At 66.8% G+C, this 21,603-nt stretch carries 18 protein-coding genes; 10 read left to right on the top strand and 8 right to left on the bottom strand.

All coding sequences use genetic code 11. The features are described from left to right. Positions 1-8: 8 nt before the first annotated feature. From NVS89_RS05705 to NVS89_RS05695, 3 genes are read right to left on the bottom strand one after another with little or no spacing between them, the layout of a single operon-like run. Complete coding sequence (locus NVS89_RS05705; protein ID WP_258731604.1) at positions 9-1,376, bottom strand: MmgE/PrpD family protein; 1,368 nt, start codon at positions 1,374-1,376, stop codon at positions 9-11. Between the two features lie 11 nt (positions 1,377-1,387). Further along, entirely contained in the window at positions 1,388-2,182 is a 795-nt protein-coding gene (locus NVS89_RS05700; protein ID WP_258731603.1) for an SDR family NAD(P)-dependent oxidoreductase, read from the bottom strand. Further along, positions 2,166-3,272, bottom strand: a complete 1,107-nt coding sequence (locus tag NVS89_RS05695; protein ID WP_258731602.1) for an AbrB family transcriptional regulator — start codon at positions 3,270-3,272, stop codon at positions 2,166-2,168. The genes NVS89_RS05700 and NVS89_RS05695 overlap by 17 nt, the downstream gene beginning before the upstream one ends. Positions 3,273-3,731: 459 nt before the next feature. On the opposite strand from NVS89_RS05695, the gene NVS89_RS05690 reads away from it, so the two are divergent. The 3 genes from NVS89_RS05690 (at position 3,732) to NVS89_RS05680 (ending at position 6,852) form a co-directional block, all read left to right on the top strand. Continuing rightward, the gene (locus NVS89_RS05690; protein WP_258731601.1) at positions 3,732-4,691 is read left to right on the top strand and encodes a tripartite tricarboxylate transporter substrate binding protein; all 960 of its coding nucleotides are present in this window, start codon (positions 3,732-3,734) and stop codon (positions 4,689-4,691) included. Between the two features lie 73 nt (positions 4,692-4,764). Beyond that, complete coding sequence (locus NVS89_RS05685; RefSeq protein ID WP_258731600.1) at positions 4,765-5,265, top strand: tripartite tricarboxylate transporter TctB family protein; 501 nt, start codon at positions 4,765-4,767, stop codon at positions 5,263-5,265. A gap of 9 nt (positions 5,266-5,274) precedes the next feature. Then, positions 5,275-6,852, top strand: coding sequence for a tripartite tricarboxylate transporter permease (locus tag NVS89_RS05680; RefSeq protein WP_258731599.1), 1,578 nt, complete (start codon positions 5,275-5,277; stop codon positions 6,850-6,852). A gap of 164 nt (positions 6,853-7,016) precedes the next feature. On the opposite strand, the gene NVS89_RS05675 is transcribed toward NVS89_RS05680, so the two are convergent. The 4 genes from NVS89_RS05675 to NVS89_RS05660 all read right to left on the bottom strand — a co-directional run bounded on the left by NVS89_RS05675 (position 7,017) and on the right by NVS89_RS05660 (position 12,318). Further along, positions 7,017-8,618, bottom strand: a complete 1,602-nt coding sequence (locus tag NVS89_RS05675; RefSeq protein ID WP_258731598.1) for a rhodanese-like domain-containing protein — start codon at positions 8,616-8,618, stop codon at positions 7,017-7,019. After that, the gene (locus tag NVS89_RS05670) at positions 8,615-9,544 is read right to left on the bottom strand and encodes an alpha/beta fold hydrolase (RefSeq protein WP_258731597.1); all 930 of its coding nucleotides are present in this window, start codon (positions 9,542-9,544) and stop codon (positions 8,615-8,617) included. The genes NVS89_RS05675 and NVS89_RS05670 overlap by 4 nt, the downstream gene beginning before the upstream one ends. Before the next feature lie 222 nt (positions 9,545-9,766). After that, positions 9,767-10,885 carry an AbrB family transcriptional regulator gene (locus NVS89_RS05665; protein ID WP_258731596.1) on the bottom strand — a complete coding sequence of 373 codons (1,119 nt, stop codon included), beginning with the start codon at positions 10,883-10,885 and terminating at the stop codon, positions 9,767-9,769. A gap of 62 nt (positions 10,886-10,947) precedes the next feature. Beyond that, positions 10,948-12,318, bottom strand: a complete 1,371-nt coding sequence (locus tag NVS89_RS05660; protein ID WP_258731595.1) for an aminotransferase — start codon at positions 12,316-12,318, stop codon at positions 10,948-10,950. 164 nt (positions 12,319-12,482) lie between these two features. On the opposite strand from NVS89_RS05660, the gene NVS89_RS05655 reads away from it, so the two are divergent. Together NVS89_RS05655 and NVS89_RS05650 are read left to right on the top strand one after the other, a co-directional pair. Further along, complete coding sequence (locus NVS89_RS05655) at positions 12,483-13,958, top strand: aldehyde dehydrogenase (protein ID WP_258731594.1); 1,476 nt, start codon at positions 12,483-12,485, stop codon at positions 13,956-13,958. 15 nt (positions 13,959-13,973) lie between these two features. Beyond that, the gene (locus NVS89_RS05650) at positions 13,974-14,918 is read left to right on the top strand and encodes an NAD(P)-dependent oxidoreductase (protein ID WP_258731593.1); all 945 of its coding nucleotides are present in this window, start codon (positions 13,974-13,976) and stop codon (positions 14,916-14,918) included. On the opposite strand, the gene NVS89_RS05645 is transcribed toward NVS89_RS05650, so the two are convergent. Next, entirely contained in the window at positions 14,883-15,635 is a 753-nt protein-coding gene (locus tag NVS89_RS05645; RefSeq protein ID WP_258731592.1) for an IclR family transcriptional regulator, read from the bottom strand. The two genes, NVS89_RS05650 and NVS89_RS05645, sit on opposite strands and share 36 nt — an antisense overlap. Before the next feature lie 348 nt (positions 15,636-15,983). On the opposite strand from NVS89_RS05645, the gene NVS89_RS05640 reads away from it, so the two are divergent. The 5 genes from NVS89_RS05640 to NVS89_RS05620 all read left to right on the top strand — a co-directional run bounded on the left by NVS89_RS05640 (position 15,984) and on the right by NVS89_RS05620 (position 21,583). Then, positions 15,984-17,123, top strand: a complete 1,140-nt coding sequence (locus tag NVS89_RS05640) for an extracellular solute-binding protein (RefSeq protein WP_258731591.1) — start codon at positions 15,984-15,986, stop codon at positions 17,121-17,123. A 128-nt stretch (positions 17,124-17,251) separates the two neighbouring features. Further along, complete coding sequence (locus NVS89_RS05635) at positions 17,252-18,325, top strand: ABC transporter ATP-binding protein (RefSeq protein WP_258731590.1); 1,074 nt, start codon at positions 17,252-17,254, stop codon at positions 18,323-18,325. 10 nt (positions 18,326-18,335) lie between these two features. Continuing rightward, positions 18,336-19,343: an ABC transporter permease gene (locus tag NVS89_RS05630; protein ID WP_258731589.1), complete on the top strand. Its 1,008-nt coding sequence runs from the start codon at positions 18,336-18,338 to the stop codon at positions 19,341-19,343. Further along, positions 19,340-20,218, top strand: a complete 879-nt coding sequence (locus tag NVS89_RS05625) for an ABC transporter permease (protein ID WP_258731588.1) — start codon at positions 19,340-19,342, stop codon at positions 20,216-20,218. Before NVS89_RS05630 ends, NVS89_RS05625 begins: the two co-directional genes overlap by 4 nt. A gap of 30 nt (positions 20,219-20,248) precedes the next feature. Then, positions 20,249-21,583 (top strand): NAD(P)/FAD-dependent oxidoreductase, encoded by a 1,335-nt coding sequence (locus NVS89_RS05620; protein WP_258731587.1) that lies wholly within the window; start codon positions 20,249-20,251, stop codon positions 21,581-21,583. Positions 21,584-21,603 lie beyond the last annotated feature (20 nt).

The following is a 21,603-nucleotide window of genomic DNA, read 5'->3' as shown; positions in this document are numbered from 1 at the left end:
GCCGTCTCCTATTCGGCCGCGTCGCGCCGGCCGTCGGGCACCGAGGCGCGGGCAAGCGCGCCGACATCGGCAAGCTCGGGCAGGCGCCAGCACATCTCCATCAGTGACTGCGTCGTCTCGGCTCCGACGACCAGCCCCGCCTGATGGGCGAACTTGGCTTCGAGCTGCTGGTTGCTGAGCGGACGCTCGCGGCTGCCGATGGCGCGCTCGATCACGCGCTCGATCCGCCGCCCGTCCTCGAACTCGACCTCGATCACCACCGACGCCTCGTGGATCGAGGTGTCCGACGTCGCGCTCACCTTGCGGCGCAGGGCGACCAGCTCCGGCGCGTTCGCCGCCTCGTCGGTGAAGGCGGTGGGCGATCCGTCCCCGCGCAGCAGGGCGCAGGCGGCTGCGTGATAGATGCTGAACTTGGTCTCGAGCCCGGTCTGCGGCTCGCGCTTGCCGGTGAGCTCGAGCACCAGCGGGTGAGCGCGCAGGCGCACGGCGGCGATCCGCTCCACCTCGCTCCCGAGTTCCTCGCGCAGCTGCTGGCAGCCGTCGATGGTCGGATGGATGACGACGCCGCAGGCGAAGGGCTTGTAGGAGTTGAGCGCCGCCTCCCAGACCTCGCCGAGCCCGCCGAGGATCTCGTTGTAGTCGTGCCGGGTCGAGAGCACGTTGGCGAAGCCGCGCGGCGCCTCGATCGCCTGCAGGGAGCTGTCGAAGCCGGCCTGGGCCAGATAGGCGGCCATGGCGCCGTTCTTCGCGGCATTGCCCGGATGGAAGCTCTTGCACATGGTGCCGAACATTTCGCGCAGGCCCGAGGCCTGGGTGGCGGCGATGCCGAGCGCCCAGGTCATCCGCTGCTCGTCGAGCCCGAGCATGCGCCCGAGCGCCGCCGCCGCGCCGAACACGCCGGCCGTGCCGGTGATGTGCCAGCCTCGGTCATAGTGCTCCGGGTAGACGCTGTTGCCGATGCGGCACTCGACCTCGACGCCGATGAGCAGCGCGGTCAGGAAGTCCTGCCCGGAGACCGGCTGGTACTCGGCCGCGGCCAGAAGCGCCGAGGCGACCGGCCCGGCCGGGTGGATGATGGTCTTCAGATGCGTGTCGTCATAGTCGAGGACATGCGAGCTGATGCCGTTGACGAGGGCCGTGTTGAGGACGTCGAGCCTTTCGCCGCGCCCGAGCACCGTGGCCTGGGAGCGGCCGGCGAAGGGCATGATGCCGGCGAGCGCGCAATCGACGGTCTCGTGGCGCGCGCCGCCGACGGCGCAGCCCATCCAGTTGAAGAGCGTCCGCACGCCTTCCTCGCGCACGGACTGGGGTATCCCGTCGGCCGGGAAATTCACGACCCAGGCGGCGAGCTTCCTTGTGATATCTGTCTCGGACATTTCTCTCTCCCTTAGACGAGGCCGCGCGCGATACCGCCGTCGACATTGATGGCCTGGCCGGTGACGTAGCTGGCGAGCGGGCTGGCGAGCCAGGCGACCATCACCGCGACTTCGGCCGGCTCGGCGAACCTCTTCAGGGGAATCTCGTGCGAGAATTCCTCGAAGATCGCGTCCACCGGGACGCCGCGCTCGGTCGCCATCCGGTCGGCCCGGTTGATCCATAGCGGGGTCTTGGTGCGGCCCGGGCCGACGCTGTTGATGCGGATGCCCTGTTCGCCCAGCTCCAGCGCGAGCGTCTTCACGAGGCCGAGCAGGCCGGCCTTGTGAACATTGGTCATGACCTGGTGCGCATAGGGCATCTTGGCCGCCGCCGCCCCGAGCGTCACCACGGCGGGATCGCGTCCCTGCGCCAGCAGTGGCGCGCCGGCGCGGATGACGCGCACGGTGGACAGGACGTTGAACGTGTAGCTGGCGAGCCAGTCCTCGTCGGAGAGGTCGCCGAAATCGGCGCGGACGCTGCCGCCGACGGCGCTGACGAGAATGTCGAGCGCGCTCCAGCGCGCGCGTACCTCGTCCGCCAGCCTCGCGGCGGATTCGGCGTCCTTCACCACGTCCGCCACGACGAGGTGCGGCGCGCGCCCGGTCGCTTCGCTCAGCCGCGCCGCCGCGGCTTCGAGGTTGTCGCGGTTGCGCGAGGCGATGATGACGTCGGCGCCCTCGCTCAGCAGGATGCGGGCGGTCGCCTCGCCGATGCCGTAGCTGCCGCCGACGATGACGGCGCGACGGCCGTCAAATCCCAGATCCATAATGCCCTCTCAAGACGAAGCGGTAGACGCGGAAGACGAGGAGAATCGTCGAGGCGATCATCGCGATGCGGACGATGTGGAACGCCGTCACCAGCTCGGCGTCGGCGTGCATGGCCTTGGCTGTCAGCACCATCTCGGTGATCGCGGCGGGGGCCAGTGACAGGAAGCTCGTCGTCAGCGGCAGGCCGGTGGCGAAGGACAGCACCTTGGCGCCAAGCGCTGCCGCGCCGATCAGCATGAGCGCGACCAGCAATCCGCCCGCGGCGACGCGCGGCAGGCGCACGAACAGGTCGCGCCGGAACCGCATGGCGAGCCACACGCCGATCATGATCTGGGCGATGATGACCATCACGCCGGGAACCGCCACGTGCAGAAGGCCGGACGCCCCCAGCGCCGCGCTCGGCAGCAGCGAGCCGAGAAGCCACGGATTGGGAATCGCGGTCGGCCGCAACAGGTGCGCGCCGAGATAGGCCACCAGCAGCGCCAGCAGCAGCGAAGGGATCTCGTGCGACATAACCGTCTCCACCGTCGCCGCCGTCCCCGGTTCGCCATAGGCGAAGACGAGGAAAGGCACGACGCTGACCACGGTGGTGACGCGCAGCGCGTGGACCACGGACACCGTGTTGGTGTCGCCGCCGCGCGCCGCCGCGACCACCGCCATGTCGGCCATGCCGCCGGCCGCGGTCGCGAAGAAGGCGGTGGTGGGATCGATGCGCGCGAGCGGGCGCATCAGCAGCGCGCCGAGAAAGGTCGCCAGGATGATGTAGAGCGTCGAGGCGATCATCGCCGGCAGCAGGCCCAGCGACACCAGCAGCAGGTGCGGCGTGAAGCGCATGCCGATGGCGAGGCCGACGATGACCTGGCCGATCTCGCGCAGGTGCGGCCCGGCCTGCAGCGGCACGCCCGCGATCATCAGCGCCCCGCAGGCAAAGAGCGGCCCGAGCATCCAGGGCAGTGGCATATGGGCGAGGGAGGCGAGATAGCCGGCGATGGCGGCGACCGAATAGGTTCCGACGATGCGCAGCCACCAGCGAACGGACTGGAGCCCCGAACGCGCCACCGTATCCGGGTTCCTCGGGATGTCGGCCATCACGCGATAGCCCCGTCGTACCGTCCCGCCTTCCCCGCGCCGACCGCATCCGTCGCCGGACGGGGGAGGGGTCGGGACGAAAGGCAGGACATGGCGACCTCCAGGGCAGCGGCCGCACGTTACGGTAGGGCCGGCGAAACCGAGCCCGGATAGAGCCAGAGTTATTGACAACTGTCAACAAAATGGGGCGATATGGGCCTGCCAACGGGGATATTGGCCTATTCCGGGCGTCTTCCCCGCCGTGTGCGAAGACATATTGGCACGCCCGACCGTGGCAAAGAGTGCCGCTTCTGCCTCGCCCAACAATTCTGTCGGCAAATCTGTTGACAGTTGACGGATCGAGGAACAGTCTGGCTCAGCCTAGTCCACACGGCCGGGGGCGAACACCCGGTTGCAATCCAGATGGAACGGCGGGAGGAAAACATGACCGATTTTACACGCAGAGAAGCATTCCGACTCGTGGCCGGAAGCGTCGGCGTCGCCAGCGGCTTGGTCGCGATGCCTTCGATCCTGCGCGCTGCGGATTACCCCACGCGTCCGATCAACGTGATCGTGCCCTTCGCCACCGGCGGCTACAATGACCGCCTCTCGCGCGCCTTCGCTCCCTATCTGGAAAAGGAGCTCGGCCAGCCGCTGGTCATCGTCAACAAGCCGGGCGCCGGCACCCAGCTCGGCAACTCCTACGCGCTCAACCAGCCGGCGGATGGCTACAGCATCCTGTGTACCTCGGCGGCGCCCTATATCCCGCTGACCGTGCTCCTGCAGAACGCGCCCTACAAAGTCGAGGACTTCTCGATGCTGAACCTGCCGTCGCGCGACTACACGCTCGCGGCGACGTCGTCGGACAGCCCGATCAAGACCTTCGCGGAAGTCATCGAAAAGCTGCAGGCCGATCCCGGCAGCCTCAGCATCGGCGTCCAGCCCGCCTCGGCGGACTACGCCAACATGGTTCTCGCCTTCCAGGCCGCCAAGATCGACCCGTCCAAGCTTCGCATCGTGACCTATGACGGCGGCGGGCCGGCCCGCAACGCGACCGCCGGCGCCCAGGTCGATGTCGGCTTCGTCGGCGGCGAGGGCTTCCTGCCGCTGGTCTCCAAGATCCGGCCGCTGGCGATCTTCGCCGAGGAGACGGTGGACTGGTATCCCGACGCGCCCCTCATCGGCGCGAGCGGCCTCAAGGTCGACTTCGTCGAAGGCTCGCAGCGCGGATGGGTGGTCACCACCAAGCTGAAGAAGGAGCAGCCGGAGATCTTCAAGTTTCTCAGCGGCGCGCTCGAGCGGGCCAGCAAGAACCCGAAGGCGATCGAGGCCCTCAAGCTGCAGCAGCTCGCGACCACCTGGTACGGCCCGGAGGCCTCCGAGAAGGCCTATCTCGCCAATGCCGACAAGATGGCCAAGTACATCGACCTCATGAAGTAGCCGGCATCCGCGACGAGGCCGGCGCCTGGTGCGCCGGCCTCTTCTGCTCATCCCTCATGGAATGGAGATGGTGATGCGTATCGGACGGCATACCTACGTCATCGAGTACGGACACCTCGCCCTCATCACGCTGATCGCCGGACTGGTCTTCTGGTATCTGCTTGATGCGCGCAGCGTCTCGCTGAGTGTCAACAATCTTCTGCTGGTGGAGCCGGTCTCGCTCTTCACGCTGGCTCTCTACGCATTCATCGTGCCCCAGTGCTTCCACAGGGTCGACGAGGCGGAAGCGGCCGCGATCGCTTCCGACCAGGACCCGCTGTCGCCTACCGCCGCGCCGGACTATTCCGACCTGATCAAGATGGGCGCGCTGAGCGTGGCGCTCGGGTTGATGGTCTTCCTGCTCGAGACGATCGGCTTCGACATCGCGGTCTTCCTGTTCTCCGCCGCGGCGATGGTGGTGTGCGGCGAGCGCCGCCCCCTGCGCGTGCTGGTGTTCTCGCTCGCGGTCACGGCAGTGGCGATCTACGGCTTCCGCGCCATGATCCCCTACCCGATGCCCACCACTCTTCTGTGAGCCACGATCATGATCGACGTTTCCGCCTTTCATGATGCGCTCGGCATCATGTTCGCATCGGCCGGGTCCTGGGGCTGGATCGTTCCCGGCCTCATCATCGGCCTGATCTTCAGTGCGATCCCGGGCATCTCGATCACCATGGCGATGGCGATCGTGCTGCCCATGTCGCTCTACATGGACTTCTTCCCGGCCATCGTCTTCCTGACCTCAGTCTATACCGGAGCCGGATTCGGCGGGTCGGTGCCCGCCATCCTGATGAACATACCGGGCACGCCATCCTCGTTCGCGACCACGTTCGACGGCTTCGCCATGTCGCAGAAGGGGCTGCACAACGAGGCGCTGGGGCACGCGCTCTTCGCCTCCACCATCTGCGGCATCTTCGGCTATGTGCTGCTGCTCCTGCTCATCGAGCCGCTGGCCGACATCGTGCTGCGCATCGGCCCGCTGGAGATGTTCGCGGTGGCGATCTGGGGCATGCTGCTGCTCGGCTCGCTGGGGTCGACCTATATCAGCCGCGGCCTGCTCGCCGCCGCCTTCGGCGTGCTGCTCGGCACGGTCGGCATGAACACCGCGGGCTTCACCCGCGGCACGCTGGGCATCCCCGTCCTGCTCGACGGCATCTCGCCGATCCCGGCGATGATCGGCCTGCTGGCCGCCGGCCAGCTGCTCGGCCTTGCGGGGCGCGACTACATCATCGACGCCGACGGGGCGCGCGAGGTCAGCATCCGCCGCATTCTCGCCGGCTGCTGGGGCACGCTGAAATATCCCGGCGTGCTGCTACGCGGCTCCATCATCGGCGTCGTCATCGGCGCGGTGCCGGGCGTCGGATCCTCGATCGGCAACCTGATCGCCTATGCCGAGACCAAGCGCACCGCCAAGGACAGCGCGACCTTCGGCACCGGCAATCCCAAGGGGGTGATCGCCGCCGAATCCGCGGTCGCGAGCGGCGAGGGCGGGTCGATGGCGACCATGCTGGCCCTCGGCATTCCCGGCGGCGGCGCCACGGCGATCCTCATCGCCGCGTTCATGATGCACAACATCGTGCCCGGGCCCGGCCTCATCCAGTCGCAGAAGCCGATGGTCTACGCGATCATCCTCAACAACATGGTCCAGGCGACCGTGCTGCTGGCCGTGGGCGTCGCCTTCATCTACGTCGCCGCCAATGTCGTGAAGGTGCGCACCCGCTACGTGCTGCCGTCGGTGCTGGTGGTCGCGACGCTGGGCACCTATGCCGTCACGGGCGAGATCGCGGGGCCGATCACGCTGTTCATCTTCGCGCTGCTCGGCTTCGCGCTCAGCCGCTACGAGTACCCGATCCCGGCCGTCGTGGTGGGCATCCTGCTCGGGCGCATGCTGGAGACCGAGTTCCTCCGCTCCTATCAGATCAGCGGCGGCGACCCTCTCTACCTGTTCCAGCGCCCGGGGGCGGTGGCGATCGTCGGGGTGATGGTGGCATCGCTGGGCATGACCGCCTGGAGCAAGCGCAAGCAGCGCCGGGCCGAAGCCGCCGAGGAGGCCGCCCTGCTGCGCCAGCTCGAGCAGGACAAGGTGCCCGCTCCGCCGCGCGCCAGCGCCATTAAGGGCTGAGGCAACCTGCCGGCAGTTCCACCTGTCGTGGCAGTCACTGGAGAGGGGACGGGTGCGCAGCCCGTCCCCTTTTTTCGAGGCGCCCGGGGGGCGGCCCAATACGAAAAAGCCCCCTCCCGTACGAGACGGGAGAGGGCCAAAAGCGAGGGCGGCTTTTGCCGCCTTCAGGCGGAGGCGGTGATCGGCACGCTGCCGAAGGAGGCGCGCTCGGCCGCATCGAGCTGATCGATCAGCCCCATCTCCCAGGCGAGATAGCGGCGCGATGCCTCGGCATTGCCGTCATGCCTGTCATGGACGAACCAGATCCGGTCCAGCGCCTGCACTCGGCTCATCGGTCGCGGCGTCTCGTCGATTGACCAGCCGGCGGCCGCGCATTCATCGAGATCGGCGCCAAGCCAATGCGCCGCGATTCCCCGCCCGGAAAGCTCCAGCGCGGCCGCCGCGACGGTGGCGCCATCGCCATAGAGCACGGCATGGCCGGTGCCGGGCGGCAGCGCGGCGCGCAAGTCGGCGCGCAAGTCGGTGCGCATCGTCCAGCGCGCTCCGCTCAGCCGCCCCTTTTCCCAGGACTGGGAACTCCGCAAATCGAGCAGCGACGCGCCCTGCTCGACGAGCCGCGCCGCGTCCCCGGGCGAACATGGCTCAAGCGGGGGCGGGACACGCGGCGGGACGCGCGCGAAGACGGGGCCCGGCCGGGCAGGCTCGTCGTCCAGCGCCAGGATGTGAACCTCGAAGCCCAGCGCCTGCAGGAACAGGGCAGCGAGCGCGCCGCGCAGCCCGGCATCGTCCATCAGGATCAGCCGTGCGTGGCGGACGCCGACATACTGGTCCGTCGCCTGCACGAGCTGGCCTGTGAGCACCGGGACGGCGGCCCGCACCGGCCGTCCGGCGCGTTCCGGGGCGCTGCGCAGATCGAACAGGAAGGTGCTGCGCCGCTCATCGGCGAGAAGGGTCTCGGCCTCGGCGATCGTGATGCGCGGCAGGCCGGCATCGGCAATCAGCCGCGCCGCGCGCACCCGGGCGGCGCTACGCGCCTCCTCGCTCAGCGGCGGCAGCGGATCCGGCTCGGCGCCCCGGTCGAGCGGGCGGCCGGTCAGGGCCCAGCCCTGCGTGCCGTTCTCGAGCGCATAGACCGGGTTCGCGACGTTCAGGGCCATGAGGCCGAGCGCTCCCACGATCCCGCGGGTACGGCCGGCACAGGTGAGGACGATGGGGGTGGCGTCGTCCGGCAGCAGCACGCCCAGCCGATGCGCCAGTTCGCCGTTGGGAACGCAGCGCGCTCCGGCGATCCTCATCTTGGCGTATTCCGCCGGCGGGCGGGAATCGAAGAACAGATGCGGGTGCGCCTCGCGCTGCCAGCGATCGAGCGTGTCGGCGTCGATCATGCGCGGATGGTGGCTGTGCTCGAGCAGTTCGCCGAGCGTCTTGCTGGGCACGTTGACGCCCGCGAACACTCCGAAACCGGCGGCCTTCCACGCGGGCAGGCCGCCGGCCACGAGCGCCACGTCGCGATAGCCGCAGGCGGCGAGCAACTCGCCCGCCCGCTCGGCCAGCCCGTCGCCGTCGTCGATCAGAAGTATCGGACAATCAAGGCGCGGAATGAGCGAAGTTGCCGACACTTCCAGTTGGCTGAACGGGCAGGGAACCGCGAACAGCGGATGGCCGTCGCCAAAGGCTGCAGCTTCTCGAACATCGAGGAACGCAATCTCCGCGCCGGCATGGAGGCGGCTTTTGGCCACCTCCGCCGTGACGGACGCCACCGTCATCCGACGTTCTCGCCGCGGAAGAAGCGATAGAACGCCGCGTAGATGAGGTCGGGCCTGTGCTCGGCCGGGTAATGGCCGGTGGGGACCGAGAAGCCGACGAGATCGTCGGCCCAGTCCGACCAGGCCTCGACCGGCTTGAAGTGCCGCCCGCAATGGCTGTTGTCGCCCCAGATCACCAGGGTCGGGCAGGTGATGCGGCGCTTGCCGAAATCGGCCGTGTCCATCTCCAGGTCGACGGTGACGGTCGCCCGATAGTCCTCGCACACGGCATGGATCTGTTCGGGCGTGGCACAGCGGACATACTCTTCCATCGCCTCGGGCGTGAAGATTTCCAGGCCGACGCCCTTCTTGTTCAGCTTGTAGCGCATGTAATAGTCGAGATCGGCGCCGAGAAGTTTCTCAGGAAACGGCGCCTTCTGCGCCATGAAGAACCAGTGATAGCTTTCGCGCGCCCAGCCGAGCGTGATGTTGTTCAGCACATGGTGCGTGGGAACGATGTCGAGCGCCGCGTAGCGGGTGATGCGCTCGGGCTGGTCGAGAGCCATCCGGAAGCCGACCCGGGCGCCGCGGTCATGGCCAGCGACAGCGAAGCGCGTGTGGCCCAGCGCGTCCATGACATCGAAGGCGTCCTCACCGATGGCGCGGAACGAATAGCCGGAATGATCCTCGCCGCCATAGGGCTTCGAGCTGTCGCCATAGCCACGCATGTCGATGGCGACCACGGTGAAATCCCGCGCCAGCGACGGGGCGACCTTGTGCCAGCTCACCAGCGTCAGCGGGTTGCCGTGGATCAGCAGCAGGGGAGGGCCTTCGCCGGCAATGGCCACGTTGATCTCGGCGCCGCGCGTCTTGATCCGCTGGCGGGTGAACCCTTCCATCAACCGGGTGGACGGGGCGAGCTCGGGCACGGCCTCCAGAGTCGACATGGGCTTTTTCCTCCCTACCAATGCAGTGAAACCTCTCTATCCCCTTTTTGCCAACTGTCAACAATTTGTTCGAATGGACTGCGTGGTGGTTTGAAGCGCGAGGGGAGGTCGCCGAAGCCTCCACGAACCGGGCTTACGATATCGTGACCTGCGAATGCCGAGCCCGTTCCCAGATCGAACGTCCCTCACCTGCCGCACTCGCCGGCATCCGTGGGTCCGATCTCACCGCGCCATACCCAGGCGGGACGCAAGGCTCCAGATCGGCTCGATGAGCAGGTTGGAAAGCACCACCCGCACCAAATGGAAGCCGAGCACCAGTGCCACCGGAGCGTCGAGAGCCCGGGCGGTCAGCGACATTTCCGGCATGCCGCCCGGCGCCATGCCAAGGATGACCGCCGCCGTCGGCAATCCGGAAAGCCAGGCGAGGACGACCGCGAGCGTGGCAAGGGTCGCGGCGAGTGCCAGTGTCGATATGACGGAGGCGACGAGGAGATGCCACGAACGTAGCAGGAATTCGCGGGTGAGCCGTATGCCGAGCGCGGTCCCGAGGACCGCCTGGGCCGCGTCGATCATGGGCACCGGCACGCCCGAGGGCAGCGCGTCGAACGAGCAGAGGGTCACGGCCATGAAGCATGGCATGATCATCCACGGATTGGTGAGGTGCAGGCGATTGCCGATCCGTGCGCAGAAGAAGCCGGCCACCAGCATGCCTGCAAGCGCGAGAGCATGGACAGGTGGAGCGGCCGAGTTCATCGGAAAGTCGCCGTGGTGGGAGATGCCCGACAAGGCGAGGAGCGGCGGAATGGTAAGCACCACCACGACGAGCCGGATCGACTGGGTGAAGGTGACGGTGGCGACATCGGCGCCGATGCGCTCCGCCTGAATCGCCATCACGATGACGCCGCCCGGCACGGCGCAGTAATAGCCGGTCTTGGTGTCGGTGCCGGCCAGCTTGGCGAAGAGCCGGCTAAAGACCACCCCGACGCAGATCGTCGAGACTCCGGCGAGGACCACGATGGGCAGGGCCGAGGCGACGGCCGAGAGGATGGTGGAGGTGAAGCTCTGCCCGAGGCCGAGCCCCAGGACGATGAGCGCGAGGGGACGTGCGCCGGGCCAGAGGAATCCGGGCGTGATCCATACCTGCACGGCGCAGGAGATCATGGCGCCGATCATCCAGGGCAGCGGCAGATGAATGAGACTGGCGAGATAGCCCCCGAAGCCGCCAACCGCGAGCGTGAGTGCGCCGCGCGCGCCGTTCGCGATCATCTGCTTGCGTCGGTCATCGCCGGGAGAAGCGACGATATCCTCGCCAAGAGAATCCTCGCCAAGAGAATGGGTCACGCACATCTCCCGCGCGCGGGCACCGCAGCGCCCGCGCCGCCTGAAAATCGTCTAGCCGTGGATCAGCCGAGTTCGGCGAGCGTGTCGTCGAGCGATGCCTTCACGCGTCCGACGAGATCGTGAATCTCGGCTTCCGTGATGATCAGCGCCGGGGAGAAGGCCAGGCGGTTGCCTACATGTCGCAGGATCAGGTCGTGCTTGAGGGCGTTGGCCTCCAGTTTGGCCGGAAGGCCGACGCTTGCGGGGAACATCTCGCGCGTCTTCTTGTCAGCGACCACCTCGATGCCGGCGATCAGGCCGCAACCGGCGACATCGCCCACCAGCGGATGATCGTTCAATGCGGCAAGGCCGCCGAGGAAGATCGGCTCCATGGCCTTCACATGGCCGATCATGTCCGTCTCGTCGTAGATCTTGAGCGTCTCCAGCGCGACCGCTGCGGCGACCGGGTGGCCCGCATAGGTGTAGCCGTGCACGAAGCGGCCGTTCCGATCGCTCTGGATCTTCATCCCCTCGAAGATGCGCTCGTTGATCAGGACCGCCGAGATCGGCTGCATGGCAGCGGAAAGAGCCTTGGCGCAGGTGATGATGTCGGGCGTGATGGAGAAGGTCTGCGAGCCCCACATATTGCCTGTGCGGCCAAAGCCGCAGATCACCTCGTCGGCGACGAACAGGATGTCGTACTTGCGAAGGACGGCCTGCACCTTCTCGAAATAGCCCTTCGGCGGAAGCACCGCGCCGGCGCCGCCGACCACCGGATCGGCCCAGAAGGCGGCGATCGTCTCGGGGCCTTCCTCGAGGATCAGCCGCTCCAGATTGTCGGCGAGGCGCTGGGAGAACTCTTCCTCGCTCTCTCCGTCGACATGGTGGCGGTAATAATAGGGCATGTCCGTATGGAGGAAGCCGGGGAACGGCAGTCCGAAGCCGGCATGGAATTCCGGCTTGCCGGTGAGGCAGACGTCGATGGTGGTCGAGCCGTGATAGGAGCCCTTGCGCGAGATGATCTTGCGCTTCTCCGGCTTGTCGAGGGCGTTCCAGAAGTACCAGACCAGCTTGACGGCCGTGTCGTTGGCTTCCGAGCCGGAACACTGCAGCAGGACTTTCGACATCGGGCAGGGCGCCAGCGCCAGCAGCCGCTCGGAGAGCTCGATCGCGGCCCCGTTCGAGGCGCCGCGGAAGATCTGGTAGTAGCCGAGGTTCTTCATCGCGTCGTAGGCGACGCGGGCGAGGCGCTCATTGCCGAAGCCGAGCGAGGCGCACCACAGGCCGGCGGCGGCGTCGAAGAATTCGCGCCCTTCCTCGTCATAGACGAACAGCCCGCGGCCCCGGGTGAAGATTTCCGGGCCCTTCTCCAGATGAACGCGCAGATTGGTGTGAGGATGCACGACCGCGCCGATGTCGCGGGCATAGGGACTGTTGGCCTCGAAGTGCTTCATCGTGGTTCCCGAGGTGTGAGAGCAGCGCAACCGGCGAGGTGAAAGTTTCATGGCAAACGTTCATTCCATACAATAGAATGAAAATTCATTGAATAGAATGAAGGCTTCGGCTAACGTCGTCAAGCCGAAGCCGAGCGTCCGGGCTTGAAGTGGGAGAGCGCGCAATGGAAATCTGGAACAACTACATCAATGGCGCCTATGTCCCGCCGCGATCCGGTGCCTATCTCGACTGCGACAATCCCTTCACCGGCGAGGTCTGGGGCCGGGTGCCCCGCTCCTCGCCCGAGGATGTGGAGGCTGCGGTGGCGGCCGCCTCGCGTGCCTTCCGGGAAGGGCCCTGGAGCACGATGACCCAGCCCGCGCGGGCGGCGCTGATGCGGCGGCTCGGGGATCTCGTCGCGGCGCATGTCGACGAGCTCGCCGCCATCGAGGTGCGCGACAACGGCAAGACCTATCGCGAGATGAAGGCGCAGGTCGGCCGTATCCCCGAGTGGTACTACTTCTATGCGGGCCTTGCCGACAAGATCACGGGCGAGGTGCTGCCGACCGATCGCCCGGAACATCTGAGCTATACTCGCCGCGAGCCGTTGGGCGTGATCGGCATGATCACGCCCTGGAATTCGCCTCTGAATCTGCTGGCCTGGAAGCTGGCGCCGGCCCTGGCGACAGGCAACACGGCGGTCATCAAGCCTTCGGAGTTCACCTCTGCCTCGGCATTGCGCTTCGCTGCGCTGGTGGGAGAGGCAGGATTCCCCGACGGTGTCGTCAATGTCGTCACAGGTCTCGGCGGCGAGGCCGGCAAGGCGCTGGTGGATCATCCGGACGTCGTGAAGCTGGCCTTCACGGGCGGGGTCGATGGCGGGCTCGCCGTCTATGCGGGCGCGGCCAAGCGGCTGAAGCCGGTCATCCTCGAACTGGGCGGCAAGTCGCCCAACATCGTGTTCGAGGATGCCAATCTCGACAATGCCGCGCAGGGCGCGGTCGCGGGCATCTTCGCGTCGGGTGGTCAGAGCTGCATCGCCGGCTCCCGACTGCTGGTGCAGCGCTCGATCTATGACACCTTCGTCCCGCGGGTGGTCGATCTCGCGGGCCGGATCCGGCTCGGTGATCCGATGGACCCGGCGACCCACATCGGGCCGGTTGCCAACAGGCCGCAGTTCGATCGCATTCTCCAGCGCATCGAGATGGGCAGGGGCGAAGGTGCGGTGGTCGCCTGTGGCGGCGGGCCCGCCACGCGCCCCGGGCTTGGAAAGGGGCTGTTCATCGAGCCGACGATCTTCACCGGCGTGGAAAACGGCATGCGCATCGCGCAGGAGGAGATCTTCGGGCCGGCGCTTTGCGTCATTCCCTTCGAGGACGAGGCCGATGCGCTGCGGATCGCCAACGACATCCGCTTCGGCCTCGGTGCCGGCCTCTGGACGCAGGACGTCAACCGGGTCCACCGCGTGGCGGCGAAGCTTCAGGCCGGCACGGTCTGGGTGAATACCTACCGCGCGAGCTCCAACATCACGCCCTTCGGCGGATACAAGATGTCCGGGCTCGGGCGCGAGGGAGGTGCGGACATGATACACGAATACCTCCAGACCAAGAGCGTGCTGGTGAACCTGTCGGGCAAATATGTGTCCCCCTTCGATCTCTAGGTGCTGGAGCGGCCGATGCCGGCGGTGATCGTCAATCAGCTCGGGCCGGAGATCGGCGCGCGTCTGGCCGACCATCCGTCGCGGCCCGTCATCATCGAGCATGATGGCTCCAGCCGTCCCTGGGAGGTGGATTCGGCGGCGGATATCCTGCTCACCCGCGCCTTTCCGGCGTGGCGAAGCGCCCCGGCATCACCCCCCGAAGGCTGGCCGCATCGCCTGCGATGGGTGCAGACCATGTCCGCCGGCATGGATGCCTATCCAGCCTGGATGTGGTCGGGCACGATCGTGAGTTCCGGGCGCGGCATTGCCGCCGTGCCGATCGCTGAATATGTGCTGGCCGCCCTGCTGGCACGGGAGAAGCGCATCGAGCAGGTCACGGTACGCGGGCCCGAAGGCTGGGGCGAAGTCGCCCTCGGGCGGCTGGAAGGGGCGACGCTGGGTCTCGTCGGTTACGGCGCCATAGGCCAGGCGATCGCGCGGAGGGCCGCCGCCTTCGACATGCGGATCCTGGCGACGCGACGTGGCGTCTGGTCTGGCCGGGAGCCGGGTGTCGAGCCGTGCGCCCTGTCGGCCATGGTTGCGCAGGCCGATCATCTCGTCGTCGCCGTGCCGTCGACGGCGGAAACGCGCCATATCGTCTCCAGCGAGCTGCTGGCCATGGCGAAGCCCGGCTTGCACCTCGTCAATGTCGGGCGCGGCGATCTCGTCGATCAGGATGCCTTGCTTGATGCACTGGATTCCGGCCGCGTCGGCTTCGCGACCCTGGACGTGACGGATCCCGAGCCGCTCCCGGCGGGGCACCGTCTCTACACGCATCCCTCGGTGCGCATCACCCCGCACATCTCCTGGTCGGATCCCGCCTTCCTGCGCCGTCTCTCCGACAAGATAGCGTCCAATCTGGACCGCTACCTCGCCGGCGCCCCGCTAGCCGACGTGATCGAGCCGGGGCACGCGTACTGACAGGTCGTCATAGAAGGAGCCGGCCAGCGCGCGCGTGAGCTCGCGGGCCGCCTCGAGCACCAGCGGCCTCATGTCCTCGATGACCTCGGGCGTGAAGCGCGTCCGCGGACCCGACAATGTCACGGCCCCGACGAGACCCTGCGCGGCTCCGAAGACCGGTGCGGCGATGCCGGCGATGTCGGGACCGCGCTGGCCGAGCGAGACGATGGGAAGGCGCGCAAGCTGCGCATCGGACGCCGGGCGGGTTCCGTCCACGTCCGAGAACTCGGAGAGGACGTGACCCGGCGCGCCCTTGTCCAGCCCCACGGCCTCGCCTTCAGGCACATGCTCGCGCAGCACCTGCGAGGAATCCTCGCGGAACAGGCACACCCGCATATTGCCCTCGCGCTTGAAGAACGAACCGCTTTCGCCCGTGCGCAGTACCAGGGCGCGCAATACGGGCCGCACGACGGGCTCGAGCCGCAGGCTGCGCTGGTAGAGATGCCCAAGCCGGAAGGTCTGCGGGCCGACCATGTAGCTCTTGTCCGGCTGCATGACGACGAGGCCGGCCTGCTGCAGGGAGATGAGCAGGCGCATCGCCGTGCTCTTTACATAGCCGCTGCGCTGGCTGATCTCGCCCAGCGAGAGCTTCGGCGTGTCCGCCGTGAACAGCGACAATATGTGGAGCGCCTTGTCGACGGCTTCGACTCCCTTGGTCTTGAGTGCCGTTTCTGCCACGTGCATTTCCTCCTCGCTGCCCAAGAACGCGGCGGCCGGCGATCAGCCCCCGAACCGCGTGCCGCCGTTTTCCCCATCGGCACCCGAATTTGCGCAAATATCATGCAGGATTAATTCGTGCCCACAAACGCACTTGACACTCTCTCGGCAGATTTTCATTCTATCTAGCGACATACCATTCTATCTATTGGAATGAAAGGGGTGCCGTATGGCCGCGTTGCTGTGGGATGCCCTTGCCGTAAGCGACTGCCTTCGCTTCGCCGCCTGAACCGCGGCCGACTTCCCATCCGTTCATCCGAAGGACATGCCGTCATGCTCCACTCCCCGAAGAATAACGGTTCCTCCGCCATGAAAACCCTGAGGGCCGCGCGGGCGTTCAATCGCCGCACCTTCCTGAAGGGCGCTCTCGGTGCCGGCACCGCGGCAATCGGCGCCCCTTACATCGTGCGCAACGCGTTCGCGTCATCGGGTGAACTCAGCCTGCTGACGTGGAGCGACGAAGTCCCCAACCCGGTAATTCCTGAGTTCACCAAGAAGACCGGCATCAAGGTTCGCACCACCCCATTCTCGCAGAATGAGGAGCAGATCAATAAGCTGCAGGCGACCGACGGCGAAGGCTTCGACCTGTGCATGCCGTCCTTCAGCCGGGCGCCCGAATTCCGCGAGCTGGAAGTGTTCGCTCCGTTCGACACCAACAAGCTGAAGCTCGATGCCATCATCCCGACCATGCTGGCGGGGTCGACCAGCCTGTGGACCTGGGACGGCAAGCTCTATCACGTGCCCCATTGCTGGGGCACGGAGGCCATTTCCTGGCGCACCGACCTGACCGACCTGAAGTATGACAGCCTCAGCTTCGGAACGCTTTGGGCGCCCGAGTACAAGGGCAAGCTCCAGGGCCGCCCGCATTCGCTGCTGCTCGGCATCGGCCTGTGGTGGGACGCCAGCGGCAAGCTCCCCACCGACCGGATGCGCGACAGCTACAAGGACGAGGAGACGGCTCGCAAGATCTACGACCCGATCACCAAGTTCGCGGTGGAGAACAAGGCCCAGATCAAGCAGTTCTGGGACAGCGCCGACAATACCAAGTCCGGTTTTCTCGAAAATGGCTGCGTGATCGGCCAGACCTGGGACGGGCCGATCCTTTCGCTCAAGAAGCAGGGCAAGCCCGTGGGCTTCATGGCCCCACAGGAGGGCGCGATCACCTGGATCGACGGCTGGGCCATGACCAAGGGCGCGACGAACATCGATCAGGCCTACGAGTTCCTCAACTTCGTCCACACGCCGGAAGTGGCCGCCATGGTGGCCGACGGCTCGGGCTACAATCCGGTGGTGAAGGGCGCGGACGCCTTCCTCTCCGAGGCGTCCAAGAAGAACTTCGCCGAGGCCTATCCCGGCGATGCGCTGGACAAGCTCTGGCTGCGGCCCCCGGATACGTCCTGGTACACGCAGCTTCGCAACGAATACGCCGAAAAGTTCAAGGCGGCCTGAGCACGCGGCGCGCCATGGAGGGCGGGCGGCCGGCTGGCCGACCCGCCTTCCTGCAAGGCCGCGCGTCTCGCTTTCGCTATCCCGGCCCGCCCGTGGCCGATCGCTATCTCTGTGCGTGGAAAAACCGTATGGCCGCAGCCGTGGAGCTTGAAGGCGTCAATGTGACGTTTGGCGAGTTCGTCGCCGTCCGGGACGCCAACCTCACCATTGAGCCGGGCGAGTTCTTCTCGTTTCTCGGCCCCTCCGGCTGCGGCAAGACCACGCTCCTGCGCACCATTTCCGGTTTCATCGAGCCGACCCGCGGCAGCGTGCGCATCGGCGGGGAGGACATGAAGGGCTTCGGACCGAACAAGCGGCCGACCGCCCTCATCTTCCAGAACCTCGCCTTGTTCCCGATGATGAGCGTGGCCGAGAACATCGGCTATGGCCTGCGCGTTCGCGGGGTGCCACGCCACGAGCGCGACGAGAAGGTGAAGAACCTGCTCATTCAGGTCGCGCTGACCGAGCATGGCCACAAGAAGGTCTCCGAGCTCTCGGGCGGGCAGAAGCAGCGCGTCGCCATCGCCCGCGCGCTGGCGGTCGAGCCCTCGGTGCTGCTGCTCGACGAGCCGCTCTCGGCGCTCGACCTCAAGCTGCGCCAGCATATGCGGGCGGAGCTGCGCGCCATCCAGAAGCGTGTGGGCATCACCTTCATCTACATAACCCACGACCAGGGCGAGGCGCTGACCATGTCGGACCGCATCGCCGTGATGAATGCCGGGGTGATCGAGCAGGTCGGCGACGGACGTGCCGTCTATGCCGAGCCGCGCACGCCCTTCGTTGCCTCCTTCGTCGGCGAGAACAACCGGATACGGGGCCGGGTGGCATCGGTGGAGGATGGATTCGCGACGCTGGAGACGCCGCTCGGCATCCTAAAGGGCCGGAATCCCGTCGGTCTGACGCCGGGCGCCGAGGCGCTGCTGTTCGTGCGCCCGGAGTCGCTGGCGCTGAGGGCGAACGGCTCGACGGTCGGCTTCGAGGGCGAAACCCTCGATGTCGCCTATGAAGGCAGCGTCACCCATGTGACCCTGCGGGTGCGTACCGGCCAGAAGATCACCGCCACCATAGGCGGTGGCGCCGGCGCGCCCTCCAGCAATGAGAACCTCCGCGTGGGCTTCGAGCCGAAGGACGGGCTGTTGCTCGCCCTGCCGGCAAGCCACTGAGGGGGCGGCCATGAGGAGCATCTACGTCATTCTCCTGCTGCCGCTGGTCGTGGTGATCGCCTTCTGGCTGATCGCACGCGTCGAAGGCACGGGGACGTCCGCCAGCCGGCCCGGCTTCTTCCAGCGCAACGGGTGGCCGATCGGGCTCTACCTCATCATCGCGGTCGGCTTCTGGGCGCTGTTCATCATCGTCCTGCCGATGATCTACATGGTGGACCTGTCGTTCCGGCCGAAGCTTCCGCTGTCGCAGATGGGCGGGCCGAAGGACGTCTACACGCTGCAGAACTACCGCTACTTCCTCTTTGGATCCCTGACGTCGACGGCTCACTGGAACTGGATCCACATCAACGCCTTCTTCACGACCATCTTCGCCAGCATACTGATAACGCTGCTGAATTTCGCCATCTGCTACCCGCTCGCCTACCACATGGCGCAGTCCGCCACGGCGGAGAGGCTGAGGGTCCTGCTGCTGCTGCTCATCGTTCCCTACTGGGTGAACGACATCCTGCGCGCCTTCGCGTTCCGCGTGCTCCTTTCGTCCGGAGGCATCGTCAATCAGGCGCTGATGGGCCTCGGATTGACGAGCGAGCCGTTCGACTTCCTCGCGGCCGATGTCGGTCTCTATATGGGGTTGAGCTACGCCTATCTGCTGCTGATGATCTTCCCGCTCTACAACGCGATCGAAAGCCTCGACAGGAATCAGATCGAGGCGGCGCGAGATCTCGGGGCGCCGTGGTGGCACATCCACGCCTTCATCGTCATGCCGCACGCCAAGCCCGGCATCGCCTCGGGATGCACGCTCGTGTTCATGCTGTGCACCGGCGCGGTCGCCACGCCCATGGTGCTCGGCGGACCGCGAACCATGTGGTTCACGCCGATCGTCTATGACCGCTTCTACCAACTGTTCAACTGGCCGCAGGGCGCCGCCTACGCCTTCCTCCTGCTCGTCGCCTGCATCGTCTTCGTGCTGACGGTCCTGCGGATCACGGGCCTGAAGCTCGGGGAGATCACCCGGTGACGGCTGGTCCCTTCCAACGCGTCATGTTCGCGCTCTACATCGCGATCTTCTTCGTCTACCTGCTAGGTCCGCTGGTCGTCATGGCGGTCTCCGCCTTCAACACGCCGGAATACCCGCAGGTCTGGCCGATCGAAGGTTTCACGACCGGATGGTTCGGCAAGCTGTTCGCCGACCGGGACATGATGGAGGGCTTCCGCACCAGCCTGTTGATCGGCTTTCTGGTGGTCTGCATCTCGGTGCCGATCGGACTGGCCGGCGCCATCGTCATGACCCAGATCGCGCCGCTCGCGCGCTCCTTCTACTATCTGGTCGTGGTCTCGCCGGTGCTGACCCCGGGCATCATCATCGGCATCTCGACCGTGGTGTTCTGGCGTGAGCTGACGACCGTCACCAGCACCAAATTCTTCTATGACGGCGTCATCCTCACCGTTTTGGGCCATGCGAGCTTCATCTCGGCCTATTGCATGCTGATCATCCTGGCCCGGCTGCAGCGTTTCGACCGCTCGCAGGAGGAGGCCGCGCTCGACCTCGGCGCCTCCTATCCGCAGGTGTTCCGCCACATCCTGCTGCCGTTCCTGAAGCCCGCCCTTTTTTCCGCGGCCGTGCTGGCCTTCCTGTCGTCGTTCGAGAACTACAACACGACGACCTTTGCCATTCTCTCGGACAAGACGCTGACCACGGTCCTGGCCGGCCGGGTGCGGCAGGGCTCCACACCGACCATTTCGGCACTGGCGACCATCATCGTCGCAGTCACCCTGTGCGCCGCGCTCGCCTATGAGCTGATCAAGCGACGCGAGGACCAGAGGGGCCGGGCGCGGCGCGCCGAGGCGGCGAGGGCCGAGGAGGCCGAACTGGCCTCCATCCCGGCCGAATGAAGGTTCGTCAGACCAGCAAGGAACGAGGCCATGTCTCCTCCCGTCGACAGCGTACCCAGCGATGAGCGACTTCCCGAACGCGCCGACGTGGTGATCGTGGGCGGCGGCATCATCGGCGTCAGCGCGGCCTATTACCTTGCGCGCAAGGGCCATTCGGTCGTGGTCGTGGAGAAGGGCCGCATCGCCGGCGAGCAGTCCAGCCGGAACTGGGGCTGGGTACGCCAGCAGGGGCGCGCCCTGCCGGAAATGCCGCTCGCCATGGCGAGCACGGATCTGTGGGGCAAACTCGACGGCGAGCTGGGCGAGGAGACGGGATTTCGCCGCACCGGCATGTTGGTCGTGACGCGCGATCCGGCGGAGGTCGCCAATTGGGAGGACATGCTGGAGCAGAAGCGCGCCTTCCAGACGCAGGGGCGCATCCTGAACGCGGCCGAGCTCCGCACTATGCTGCCGGGCACGACGGACCAGTGGGTCGCGGGCCTGTACTCTCCGATCGACGGCGTCGCCGAGCCGTCCAAGGCCGCTCCCGCCATCGCCCGGGGCGCCCGGAGGCTCGGGGCGGTCATCGTCCAGAACTGCGCGGTGCGCGGATGGGAGACCTCGGCGGGTGCCGTTTCCGCGGTGGTCACCGAGCGGGGCACCATCAGGACCGACGCCGTGCTTTGTGCCGGAGGCGCCTGGACCTCGATGCTCCTGCGGCACCAGGGGATCAGCCTGCCGCAGGCCGGCGTCTTCGCTTCGGTGCTGCGTACGCAGGCGGCTCCGCAGGTGAGCGAAGGAACGGGCGGCGTCGGCAGTCCGGGCTTCTCCTTCCGTCGGCGCCTCGACGGGGGCTATTCGGTCGCCATGCGCGGCACCGGCCGGGTCGACATCACACCGCAGGGCATCCGCTACGCCGCCGACTTCCTGCCGCTGCTCATCAAGCGGGGGCGCGGGCTCAGCATCAGGCTCGGGCGTTCCTTTTTCGAGGGGCCGGAATCGCTCAGTAAGTGGCGCACGGATGGCATTTCGCCGTTCGAGGTCACGCGCGTGCTCGACCCCGTGCCGGACAGGAAGCTCATCGCGAAGACCATGGGGCAGTTCCAGGCCGCCTTTCCCGCCATGAAGGGCGTGGGGATCGCCGAGACCTGGGGCGGGCTCATCGATTCCATGCCGGATGCCGTGCCGGTCATCTCGGCGATCGACAAGGCGCCGGGCTGCTATGTCGCGACCGGATTCAGCGGGCACGGCTTCGGGCTTGGACCCGCCGGCGGACGACTGGCCGCCGATCTCGTGACGGGCGACGTCCCGATCGTCGACCCGACGCCGTTTCGCCATGGGCGCTTCTTCGACGGCACCCGGCACCCGGCCACGGTGTGGGTGTGACCAAGTTATTGGGCGTGATG

It is taken from the genome of Ancylobacter mangrovi, from assembly GCF_024752355.1.
GTDB classification, from domain to species: Bacteria; Pseudomonadota; Alphaproteobacteria; order Rhizobiales; family Xanthobacteraceae; genus Ancylobacter; species Ancylobacter mangrovi.
The sequence above is the reverse complement of the archived record's forward strand: the minus strand, read 5'-3'. Positions and strand labels throughout refer to the sequence as shown.

Coding starts and splice junctions, on each gene's coding strand:
- NVS89_RS05680 (WP_258731599.1), top strand. CDS start 5,275: ATGATCGACGTTTCCGCCTTTCATGATGCGCTCGGCATCATGTTCGCA.
- NVS89_RS05670 (WP_258731597.1), bottom strand. CDS start 9,544: ATGTCGACTCTGGAGGCCGTGCCCGAGCTCGCCCCGTCCACCCGGTTG.
- NVS89_RS05650 (WP_258731593.1), top strand. CDS start 13,974: ATGCCGGCGGTGATCGTCAATCAGCTCGGGCCGGAGATCGGCGCGCGT.
- NVS89_RS05700 (WP_258731603.1), bottom strand. CDS start 2,182: ATGGATCTGGGATTTGACGGCCGTCGCGCCGTCATCGTCGGCGGCAGC.
- NVS89_RS05655 (WP_258731594.1), top strand. CDS start 12,483: ATGGAAATCTGGAACAACTACATCAATGGCGCCTATGTCCCGCCGCGA.
- NVS89_RS05640 (WP_258731591.1), top strand. CDS start 15,984: ATGAAAACCCTGAGGGCCGCGCGGGCGTTCAATCGCCGCACCTTCCTG.
- NVS89_RS05705 (WP_258731604.1), bottom strand. CDS start 1,376: ATGTCCGAGACAGATATCACAAGGAAGCTCGCCGCCTGGGTCGTGAAT.
- NVS89_RS05695 (WP_258731602.1), bottom strand. CDS start 3,272: ATGGCCGACATCCCGAGGAACCCGGATACGGTGGCGCGTTCGGGGCTC.
- NVS89_RS05630 (WP_258731589.1), top strand. CDS start 18,336: ATGAGGAGCATCTACGTCATTCTCCTGCTGCCGCTGGTCGTGGTGATC.
- NVS89_RS05675 (WP_258731598.1), bottom strand. CDS start 8,618: ATGACGGTGGCGTCCGTCACGGCGGAGGTGGCCAAAAGCCGCCTCCAT.
- NVS89_RS05685 (WP_258731600.1), top strand. CDS start 4,765: ATGCGTATCGGACGGCATACCTACGTCATCGAGTACGGACACCTCGCC.
- NVS89_RS05635 (WP_258731590.1), top strand. CDS start 17,252: ATGGCCGCAGCCGTGGAGCTTGAAGGCGTCAATGTGACGTTTGGCGAG.
- NVS89_RS05620 (WP_258731587.1), top strand. CDS start 20,249: ATGTCTCCTCCCGTCGACAGCGTACCCAGCGATGAGCGACTTCCCGAA.
- NVS89_RS05660 (WP_258731595.1), bottom strand. CDS start 12,318: ATGAAGCACTTCGAGGCCAACAGTCCCTATGCCCGCGACATCGGCGCG.